Raw genomic sequence first — 9,688 nt, forward strand, 5'->3', positions numbered from 1 at the left:
CCGCGGCCCGCCCGCCCCGCGAGCGGAAGTGCTCCGCGGTCCGCTCCAGCTCGCCGGCGACGTCCTCGTCGTAGCCGACGGCGGCCGCGGCAAGGTGCCAGGCCCGCCTACCGGCACGATCACCGGCACTGGCACTGGCACCGGCACCGGCACCCGCACCCGCACCCGCACCCGCACCCGCACCCGCACCCGACGGCAGCAGCGCGTCCGCCAGCGCCCGGTGGGCGGCCATCCGCCGGGACATCCCGGCCCCCTGGTACACGGCGGCCCGTACGAGCGGATGCCGGAACACCACGCGGCCCCCGGCCAGCCGGATCAGCCCGGCCTCCTCCGCCGAGGCGAGGTCCGCGGCGGCGGCCTCCATCCCCGCTCCGGCGCGCACGATCAGGGCGAGGTCGCCGGTGTCCTCCGCGGCGGCGGCCGTCAGCAGGGCCTGCGTGGGCCCGGGCAGTTCCCTGATCCGGTCGTCGAAGATCCTCTGCACGCGCCAGGAGGCGGGCAGCACGGCGATCTCCTGGTCGCTGACCGGCTCGCTGCCGTCCCGCTGGCCGGCCGTCAACGCACCGGCCAGCTCCACCAGCGCGAGGGGGTTGCCCTGGGCCTGCGCGAGCACCCGCTGCCGGACCGAGGCGTGCAGGGCGGGTGCGAGGTCCCCGAGGAGGGCCGATCCCTCCTCGTCGGGCAGCGGGTCGAGCGGCAGTACGGGGAGTCCGGGCGCCCCGAACACGGCCGGCCCGGAGCCGTTGCGGGCCGCGAAGACGACGGCCACGCGTTCGGCTCCCAGCCGGCGGGCGGCGAACACGAGCGCCTCGGCCGATTCGTGGTCCAGCCAGTGGGCGTCGTCGACGAGCACCACCACGGGCCGGTCCCCGGCCAGTTCACCGAGCAGCGTGAGCGTGGCGGCGCCGACGAGGAACCGGTCGCCGCCCACCCCCGCAGCGCCGGCAGCGCCGCCGCTGCCCGTACCCACGTCCGTGCCCTCGACCCGGCCCGCGGCCGGATCGGCCGCGGTGCGCAGCGCCTCGGCCTGCCGGGCGGGGAGCCGCCCGATGAGCCCCAGCACCTCCCGCAGCACCACCTGGAGTCCGGCGTACGGCAGCTCCGCCTCGGACTCCACCCCGGCGCCCCGCAGCAGCCTGGCCCCGGCGGCCGCCGCGGACGAGGCCGCCGATTCCAGCAGGGCGGTCTTCCCGGCGCCCACCTCGCCGCGTAACACCAGTGCAGCCCCGCGACCGTCCCGCGCCTGCGACAACACCCGGTCCAGTGCCGCCACCTCGGCTGATCTCCCCCTCAACACAGGCCCCAACCTAACCGCACGTCACGACCCAGGTCGCAATGCCCCCGCGACCGGTACGTCTTCAGCCGCCGAAAAGTGATCACGAGGGTGTCGGAGTGGGCAGACCGGGCCCCGGGCGGCGACGTTGAGGATGAAGATGGCCTCCGGGCCGCTTCTCCAGCCGATCGCGTCGGCCACACCTACGCCGAGGGCCGCGTCGATAACCCGGCTCTCACCGGATCAGGTTGCTCCGCCGCGTTGGTCATCGAGGCGGACCTCCAGGTGAGACCAGTGCGCGGTCCACCGCGTCAGATCGTCCACGGTCAACGACCCCGGCGGGCAGAGCGACTCGGCTGCTCGAAAGCGGACGAGGGTCCCGGTGGTTCCGTCGGCCTCAAGGGGAATCAGGTCAGTCACCGGAACACCGTGCTCATAGCGCCGGCTCCAGGCCCCGTTGTGACGGCGGTTGGTGTGAATCAGCCACTCGCTGAGCGCCGCTACGACGGACATGCCGCGACGCGGATGCCCGTTCGGAAGCTGCTCTGCATCCGGGGCGTCGAAGAACCGCAGGTCCTTCGACGCCATCACCGGCTTCTTCACGACCCGACCGTGATCATCGACTCGAGTGTCGGTGCCTCGTCCGTTGTCCGCGACGGACACGGAGCCGTCCCCGTGCAGAGTGATCAGACATCGGCCCCCCTCTCGACCGGATGCCTCATCGGCGGCATAGGCGACGACTTCGAGGACGAGGTGTCCTGGGCCACAGGGAGCAAACCGCTCCGGCTCTTGGCGAATCCGGGCGAGATGGCCCCGGTCTACGTCGCGGGCCCAATCGTGGGTGGTGTTGACCCACTCAGCCCTTGATCCATCCATCCCCTGAGTATCCAGCACCGCTCCCCGCCGGGCGCCGTGCACCTCGTGATCCGGCCGGGTGCGGCCTTCGGCGGCTGCGAGGGGGGTGCGGGTGCACAGGCCGTCTCTGCCCGGGTGGCCCGACAGGAGACCTCTCCGCGGACCCCTTGCGTTTTGCGTCCGGTGGTCGCATTGTTTGCGTCCAGTGGTCGCATTTTGCGCGCGAGCGGCGACCTCGTCACCGTCGAGACGAAGGGTCCGGGTATGGACGACGCATCGACCGCCGGCGCTGTGCGCAGCGCTTTCATCCCTCAGCAGGAAGAGCTGGAGCTCAATCTCCCGCGCGTGTTCGCCAGCCCCGAGGAAGAGCGCGAGCACCGCAAGCAGCGCCTCGCCGGCGCCTGCCGGGTCTTCGGCCGCCTCGGGTTCTCGGAGGGGGTGGCGGGTCACATCACCGTGCGCGACCCGGAGTACCCGGACATGTTCTGGGTCAACCCGTTCGGGATGTCGTTCCGGCACGTCCGCGTGTCGGACCTGATCCTCGTCGACCACGAGGGACAGGTGCGGCACGGCAGGCGGCCGGTGAACCGGGCCGGGTTCGTGATCCACTCCGCCCTGCACGCCGCCCGCCCCGACATCGTCGCCGCCTGCCATGCGCACGCCGTGCACGGCAAGGCCTTCTCCAGCCTGGGCCGCCTGCTGGACCCGATCACCCAGGACGCCTGCGCCGTGTACGAGCAGCACACCCTGCACCGCGACGACGCCGGCGCGGTGGTCATCGAGGAGGAATCCGGCAGGCAGCTCGCGGCGAGCCTGGGGTCCCACAAGGCCGTCATCTACCAGAACCACGGCGTCTTCACCGTGGGCGAGTCGGTGGAGGAGGCCGCCTGGTGGTTCATCTCGATGGAGCGCAGCGCCCAGGCCCAGCTGCTCGCCGAGGCGGCCGGCACGCCCCGGCCGATCAGCCCGGAGGGCGCCCGGTACACCCGCGACCAGACCGGCTTCCCGCTGGCGGGCTGGTTCTCGTTCCAGCCGCTGTGGGACGAGATCTCCCGTACCGAGCCCGACCTCTTCGAGTGAGTTTCGAGTAAGACGGACCCATGGCATCCGAAACACCCGCATCCCCCGTCCCGGCCGCCGGCCCCGGTACGGAGCCCGGCTCCCCCTCCTGGTGGCAGGCGCGCTACGCCGAGCGAGCCCGCCGCCGGCCCCGGCAGGGCGGACTGACGCTCGAGCGCATCACCGCCGCCGCGCTCGAACTCGCCGACCGCGAGGGGACGGACGCCCTCACCATGCGCCGGCTCGGCGACGTCCTCCAGGTTCGCCACACCTCCCTGTACCGCCACGTGGCGAGCCGGGAGGAGCTGGTGATCGAGACCGTGGACCACGTGCTCGGCGAGATCCGGCTGCCCGTCCTCGGCGGCGACTGGCGGTCCGGACTCGAGGCGGGGGCCCGGGAGTTCCGCCGGGTGCTCCTGGCGCACCCCGCGGTCGTACCGCTGCTCACGGCCGGGCAGTTGCTGGGCCCCAACGCGCTGCGGGCCCGCGAGCACGCCCTCGGTCAGCTCCTGGGCCAGGGCTGGCCACCCCGCACGGCCGTGCACGTGTACCTCACCGTCACCCACTTCGTGATCGGCTCCGCGGTGCTCGACGCCGGCGGCGCGGCCCGTACGCCCGCACAGCGCGCGGCGATGACCGACCTGTTCGCCTCGCTGTCGCCCCGCACCCACCCGGTCGTCCACCGGAACGCCGAACTGCTCAACTCCCTCGACAGCGACGAGGAGTTCGACTTCGGGCTGGCCACGCTCCTGCACGGACTCAGTCGGCTGCACGAGACACACGACGAGAAGGAGGACGGAGCATGAGCGGGCACCGGGTCCTGCCGCCGCTGGACCACTGGACCGCCGGCGGGACGACCGTACGGGTCGCGGACCACAGGCTCTTCGTACGCCAGGACGGTCCGCCGGACGGCAGCCCCGTCACCCTGCTCCACGGCTTCCCGACCTCCTCCCACGACTGGGCGGCGGTCGCCCCCGCCCTCGCGGCGGCCGGGCTGCGCGTCACCACCCTGGACCTGCTGGGCTTCGGCGAGAGCGACAAACCCCGGCGGCACCCGTACTCCGTCCTGGAACAGGCCTCGCTGGTCGAGGAGGTGTGGCGGCTGTACGGGATCGGGCGGACGGCCCTGGTGGCGCATGACTACGGCGTCAGCGTCGGCCAGGAGCTGCTGGCCCGCGACCCCTCGCGCGTCACCCGCATGGCCTGGCTCAACGGCGGCCTCTACCCCGACCTCCACCGCCCCGTGCTCATGCAGCGCCTGCTGCACGGCCCGCTGGGTCCGCTGCTGGCCCCGTTCACCACCCGGCGGCGGTTCGCCGCGGCGCTGCGCCCCGTCCTGGGGCGCGAGGTGGCGGACGCCGACCTCGACGACCTGTGGGCGTCCGCCTCACGGGCCGGCGGCCACCGCCTCGCGCCGCGGCTGCTGCGGTACATCGACGAGCGCCGGGTCCACGCCGACCGGTGGACCGCGGCGCTGGAGGGCCACCCCGGCCCGACGCTCTTCGTGTGGGGACCGGCCGACCCGATCAGCGGGGCCCACGTACTGGAGCGCATCCGGATGCGCATGCCCGGCGCCCGTGTCGAGGAGCTGGCCGGCCCGCCGGCCGTGGGCCACTACCCGCAGGTCGAGGACCCGTCGTCGGTGGCCGCGGCCCTCACCACCTTCCTGACCGACTGACGCCGCCCACGGAGGGGACACGGGGTTTCGAGCCGTTCCCCGGCCTCCTCACGAGGCGGAGGGTCGCGGTCATCACCGTCGAGAGGAAGGACGCACCGGCGAAGAGCGGCCAGAGATAGCCGTTCACCTCGGCTCCGATCGCCCACAGCGAAGCCGCCGCGGCCGCGGTGATCACGAGCAGCGGGATCCTGCCCCAGAGCGGCAGCGGGCGGCTCAGCGGGGCGAGGAACCAGCCGACGAGCGCCCCGAGGGCGAAGGCGACGGCCAGTACCAGCAGCACCACGGCGAGCACCACGGCGAGCAGGACGGGTGTGAGCAGGAGCATGACGTGAAACCTCGGATCTCCGGGCGAAACGGCATGCGGGCAGAGCGGGCCCGGCATCCGTCCCTGCGGGCGCAGGGTCGTTCCGCGGCCATCCTGCCAGATCTTGAACGCGTTCAACAAGCCGTCCAGGAGTGCCCTTGAACGCGTTCAAGGCCGCTCCCTGGAGCCGCCCGCCGCGGGTCCGGACGCACGCCCCGAACCCCCGTCCACAGCCGCCCGCGCCCCCCGTTTGCATCCGGGTCAAGACGACTAAAATCGACTCCGGAATTCGGATTTCACGGACACGGAGTTGCTGTGCGTGTTCTCGCGGCGCTGAAGTCCGCCGTGTCATACGGTCGTCGCCGGACGGCCCGACACACCGCGGGCATCGTCATGCACGGGCAGTAGCCGGCAGCAGGAAAGAGCGCGACAGGAAAGAAGGACGGACATGTCCGGCAGCGAAAGCGAGAACCCGGTAATCCCCTCCCCGACCCCCGCCGCGACGCGGCCCAGGACGAACCGGGACTGGTGGCCGAACCAGTTGGATCTCCAGGTCCTCCACCAGCACTCGCCCCGGTCCAATCCGATGGGCGAGGACTTCGACTACGCGGAAGAATTCAAGAAGCTCGACGTCGACGCGCTGAAGCGGGACGTGTTCGAGGTCATGACCGCCTCGCAGGACTGGTGGCCCGCCGACTACGGCCACTACGGGCCCCTCTTCATCCGCATGAGCTGGCACGCCGCGGGCACGTACCGCATCGCCGACGGCCGCGGCGGGGGCGGCTCCGGCGCCCAGCGGTTCGCCCCGCTGAACAGCTGGCCGGACAACGCGAGCCTGGACAAGGCGCGCCGCCTGCTGTGGCCGGTCAAGCAGAAGTACGGAAAGCGGATTTCCTGGGCCGACCTCCTGGTTTTCGCCGGAAACTGCGCCCTGGAGTCGATGGGTTTCAAGACATTCGGATTCGGGTTCGGGCGTGAGGACATCTGGGAGCCGGAGGAGATCTTCTGGGGCCCGGAGGACACCTGGCTCGGAGACGAGCGCTACAGCGGCGACCGGGAACTCGCCAATCCGTTCGGCGCCGTCCAGATGGGCCTGATCTACGTGAATCCGGAGGGCCCGAACGGCAACCCGGACCCGCTGGCCGCCGCGAAGGACATCCGCGACACCTTCGGTCGGATGGCGATGAACGACGAGGAGACCGCCGCTCTCATCATCGGCGGCCACACGTTCGGCAAGTGCCACGGAGCGGTCGACCCGCAGTACGTCGGACCGGAGCCCGAGGCCTGCCCCCTGGAGGCGCAGGGCATCGGCTGGCCGAACACGTACGGCACCGGCAAGGGCGCCCACGCGATCACCAGCGGCCTCGAGGGCGCCTGGACCAACGAGCCCACCACCTGGGACAACGGGTACCTGGACAACCTGTTCCGCTACGAGTGGGAGCTGACCACCAGCCCGGCCGGCGCCCGGCAGTGGACGCCCAAGAACCCCGAGGCCCGGGACACCGTGCCGGACGCGCACGACCCGTCGAAGCGGCACGCGCCCATGATGCTGACGACGGACCTGGCCCTGCGCCTCGACCCTGTCTACGAGCCCATCGCGCGCCGCTTCCACGAGGACCCGGACGCCCTCGCCGACGCGTTCGCCCGGGCCTGGTACAAGCTGCTGCACCGCGACATGGGGCCCGTCTCCCGCTACCTCGGCCCCTGGGTCCCCGAGCCCCAGCTGTGGCAGGACCCGGTGCCCGCGGTGGACCACGAACTCGTCACGGACGCGGACGTCACCGCCCTCAAGGACAAGATCCTCGCCTCCGGGCTGTCCGTCCCCGACCTGGTCTCCACGGCCTGGGCGTCGGCGGCCAGCTTCCGCGGCACCGACAAGCGCGGCGGCGCGAACGGCGCCCGGATCCGGCTCGCCCCGCAGAAGGACTGGGAGATCAACGACACGCCCGAACTGGGCAAGGTCCTCCAGACCCTGGAGGGGATCCAGCGGGACTTCAACGGCGCACAGACCGGCGGGAAGAAGATCTCGCTCGCCGACCTGATCGTGCTGGGCGGGTGCGCGGCCGTCGAGCGGGCCGCGAAGGACGCCGGGTACGACATCACGGTGCCGTTCGCGCCGGGGCGCACCGACGCCTCGCAGGAGCAGACGGACGTGGATTCGTTCGCCGTGCTGGAGCCGCGGGCAGACGGGTTCCGCAACTACCTGCGGGCCGGCGAGAAGCTCGCGCCGGAGACGCTGCTCCTGGACCGGGCCAACCTGCTGACGCTGAGCGCCCCCGAGATGACCGTGCTGGTCGGCGGGATGCGGGCGCTCAACGCCAACGTCCGGCGGTCCCGGAACGGCGTCCTGACCGACCGGCCCGGAACGCTGACGACGGACTTCTTCGTCAACCTCCTCGACATGGGCACGGAGTGGCACGCGTCCGAGTCGGGCGAGAACCAGTACGAGGGGCGCGACCGCGCATCGGGCCAGGTCAAGTGGACCGCGACCGCCGTCGACCTCGTCTTCGGCTCGCACTCGCAGCTGCGGGCCGTGTCCGAGGTCTACGCCTCCGCGGACGCGGGCGAGAAGTTCGTGCGCGACTTCGCGGCCGCGTGGGACAAGGTCATGAACCTCGACCGGTTCGACCTGCGCTGAACCGGATCCGGGCCGGGCGGTCGGCCGTGGCCGACCGCCCGTCCGGACGCGTCGCTGCGGGATGCGTCGCTTCCGGACGCGTCACTTCCGCCAGAACAGGTGGTGGGTCACACCGCTCGGGCTGGGTACGACGTCCAGGTGGAAGCGGTCGAGCAGTTCCTCCGGCGACTCCCACAGCCGCAGCCCCGACCCGAGCTTCACCGGCGAGACCGCCACGTGCAGGGTGTCGACGAGGTCGGCGTCGAGGAACTCCCTGATGGTGGTGACCCCGCCGCCGAGCCGCACGTCCTTGCCCTGCGCGGCCTCCCGCGCCTGCGCCAGGACCGTGGCCGGGTCGGCGTCGACGAAGTGGAACGTCGTGTCGGACAGCGAGAACGACGGGCGCGGGTGGTGCGTCATCACGAACACCGGGGTGTGGAACGGCGGCTCCTCACCCCACCAGCCGCGCCACTCGAAGTCCTGCCAGGGACCGCGCTGGGGCCCGAACTTGTTGCGGCCCATGATCTCGGCGCCGATGTTGTTCGCGAAGTCCCGGGTGAAGTAGTCGTCGAGGCCCCGGCTGCCGCCGGGGTCGGTGCGGTTGGGCCAGCTCGCGGTGGCCCCGGCCCAGGCGAACAGCTTCCCGGGATCGACGTGCCCGAACGGCCTCTCCAGGCTCTGGTCCTCGCCGGCGGCGATGCCGTCGCCGGACACGTTGAAGTTCTGGACCCTCAGCAACTGAGCCACGTGGGTGCTCCTCCTGTGCAGTGGTGGACGGCAATGGAGACTCCCGCGGCCGGGAAAACTCATCGCCGCCCCGGGCACGACTTCCCCGGAACCGAACGTAGCCCGCCGAGACCCGGGACGGACGGCGCCACGGGGGTGAGCCGCCGCCGTCCCGGGACCCATCCACCTAGCCGCGGGAGGCGAAGGCCTTGGTGAAGGCCAAGGGGCTCTGGGTGATGGAGGAGCAGGTGGCGTCGGCGGAGTTCTTGGGGCCGCCGGGGCACTGCCGGTCGCGGGCCCCCGACCACATCGCGAGCCAGGCCAGGCCCTTCGTGCGGGCGAATCCGGCCAGCTGGGTGGCGTCCTCCACCGTGAATATCTCGCTCGCCACGTCGTTCACGCCGATCATCGGGGTCACCGCCACCGTCTTCCACGCGGCCGCGTCGGAGAGCCCGAGGACCCCCTTGATCTGCGCCTGGGTCGCGGTGGCGGCCTGGATCGCGTAGCCGCCCATGTCGCCGCTGTACGCCGGGCCGTAGTCCATGGCCATCACGTTGACCGCGGAGACGGCCACGCCGTTGCGCTTGGCGTTGGCGAGGAGGTCGATCCCCGGCTGGGTCAGGCCCTCCGGCATGACGGGGAGGGTGAAGGACACGTTCAGCCCGGGGTGCTTCTGCTGGAGCAGGGCGATCGCCTGGGCGCGGCGGGTGTTGGCGGCGGTGTCGGGCAGGGCCGCGCCCTCGATGTCGAAGTCGGCCTTGGTGAGCCCGTACGCGTCGACCACCTTGCCGTACGCGGCCGCCAGGTCGGCTGCGGAGGAGCAGGCCAGGGCCAGTTCGGAGCCGGCGGCGCCGCCGAAGGACACCCGGACGTCGCCGCCCTTGGCGCGCAGGGCCGCGATCTGGGAGGCGACGTGGTCGGAGCCGAGGGCGGTGACGCCGCCCCACAGGGGGTTGCAGCCGCCGCCGGAGGTGATGAAGGCCAGGTTGAACTCCTTGACCCCGGTCTGGTCGGCGGTGGCGAGCAGGTCGTAGGCGGGGTAGAGCGAGGTGTCCACGTACGGGGCGAACGGCGCGGCCTGCGAGGTCCCGCCGCCCGGCGGCTTCGGCGTGGTCGTGGTCGCGGTGGGCTTCGGCGCGGGCGTGGTCGGCGCGGCCGTGGCGGTCGGCGCGGCGG

The 9,688-nt window shown here is 72.3% G+C and carries 9 protein-coding genes; 4 read left to right on the top strand and 5 right to left on the bottom strand.

Features of this window, described 5'->3' with window-relative positions; all coding sequences use genetic code 11:
- Both AB0F11_RS36210 and AB0F11_RS36215 read right to left on the bottom strand, forming a co-directional pair.
- Positions 1 to 1,273, bottom strand: a 1,273-nt coding sequence (locus tag AB0F11_RS36210; protein WP_362183520.1) for an ATP-binding protein, incomplete at its 3' end; no start/stop codon positions are given.
- A gap of 243 nt (positions 1,274 to 1,516) precedes the next feature.
- A complete protein-coding gene (locus AB0F11_RS36215; protein ID WP_362183523.1) occupies positions 1,517 to 1,876 on the bottom strand; it encodes a hypothetical protein in 360 nt (119 codons plus the stop codon).
- Positions 1,877 to 2,392: 516 nt separating this feature from the next.
- Here AB0F11_RS36215 and AB0F11_RS36220 point away from each other — a divergent pair.
- Genes AB0F11_RS36220 through AB0F11_RS36230 form a run of 3 tightly spaced genes read left to right on the top strand, consistent with a single transcriptional unit; the run spans position 2,393 to position 4,865 of the window.
- Complete coding sequence (locus tag AB0F11_RS36220; protein ID WP_362183526.1) at positions 2,393 to 3,208, top strand: class II aldolase/adducin family protein; 816 nt, start codon at positions 2,393 to 2,395, stop codon at positions 3,206 to 3,208.
- A 20-nt stretch (positions 3,209 to 3,228) separates the two neighbouring features.
- Positions 3,229 to 3,993, top strand: coding sequence for a TetR/AcrR family transcriptional regulator (locus tag AB0F11_RS36225; RefSeq protein ID WP_362183529.1), 765 nt, complete (start codon positions 3,229 to 3,231; stop codon positions 3,991 to 3,993).
- Positions 3,990 to 4,865, top strand: a complete 876-nt coding sequence (locus AB0F11_RS36230) for an alpha/beta hydrolase (RefSeq protein WP_362183532.1) — start codon at positions 3,990 to 3,992, stop codon at positions 4,863 to 4,865. Before AB0F11_RS36225 ends, AB0F11_RS36230 begins: the two co-directional genes overlap by 4 nt.
- On the opposite strand, the gene AB0F11_RS36235 is transcribed toward AB0F11_RS36230, so the two are convergent.
- Complete coding sequence (locus AB0F11_RS36235) at positions 4,843 to 5,190, bottom strand: hypothetical protein (protein WP_362183535.1); 348 nt, start codon at positions 5,188 to 5,190, stop codon at positions 4,843 to 4,845. The two genes, AB0F11_RS36230 and AB0F11_RS36235, sit on opposite strands and share 23 nt — an antisense overlap.
- A gap of 427 nt (positions 5,191 to 5,617) precedes the next feature.
- Between AB0F11_RS36235 and katG the strand changes: the two genes are divergently transcribed.
- Positions 5,618 to 7,807, top strand: a complete 2,190-nt coding sequence (gene katG / locus AB0F11_RS36240; protein ID WP_362183538.1) for a catalase/peroxidase HPI — start codon at positions 5,618 to 5,620, stop codon at positions 7,805 to 7,807.
- A gap of 81 nt (positions 7,808 to 7,888) precedes the next feature.
- Here katG and AB0F11_RS36245 read toward each other — a convergent pair whose 3' ends face one another.
- Together AB0F11_RS36245 and AB0F11_RS36250 are read right to left on the bottom strand one after the other, a co-directional pair.
- A complete protein-coding gene (locus AB0F11_RS36245; RefSeq protein WP_362183541.1) occupies positions 7,889 to 8,533 on the bottom strand; it encodes a dihydrofolate reductase family protein in 645 nt (214 codons plus the stop codon).
- Between the two features lie 166 nt (positions 8,534 to 8,699).
- Positions 8,700 to 9,688, bottom strand: a 989-nt coding sequence (locus tag AB0F11_RS36250; protein WP_362183543.1) for a chitinase, incomplete at its 5' end; no start/stop codon positions are given.

Source organism: Streptomyces sp. NPDC032472, assembly GCF_040636955.1.
GTDB lineage: Bacteria > Actinomycetota > Actinomycetes > Streptomycetales > Streptomycetaceae > Streptomyces.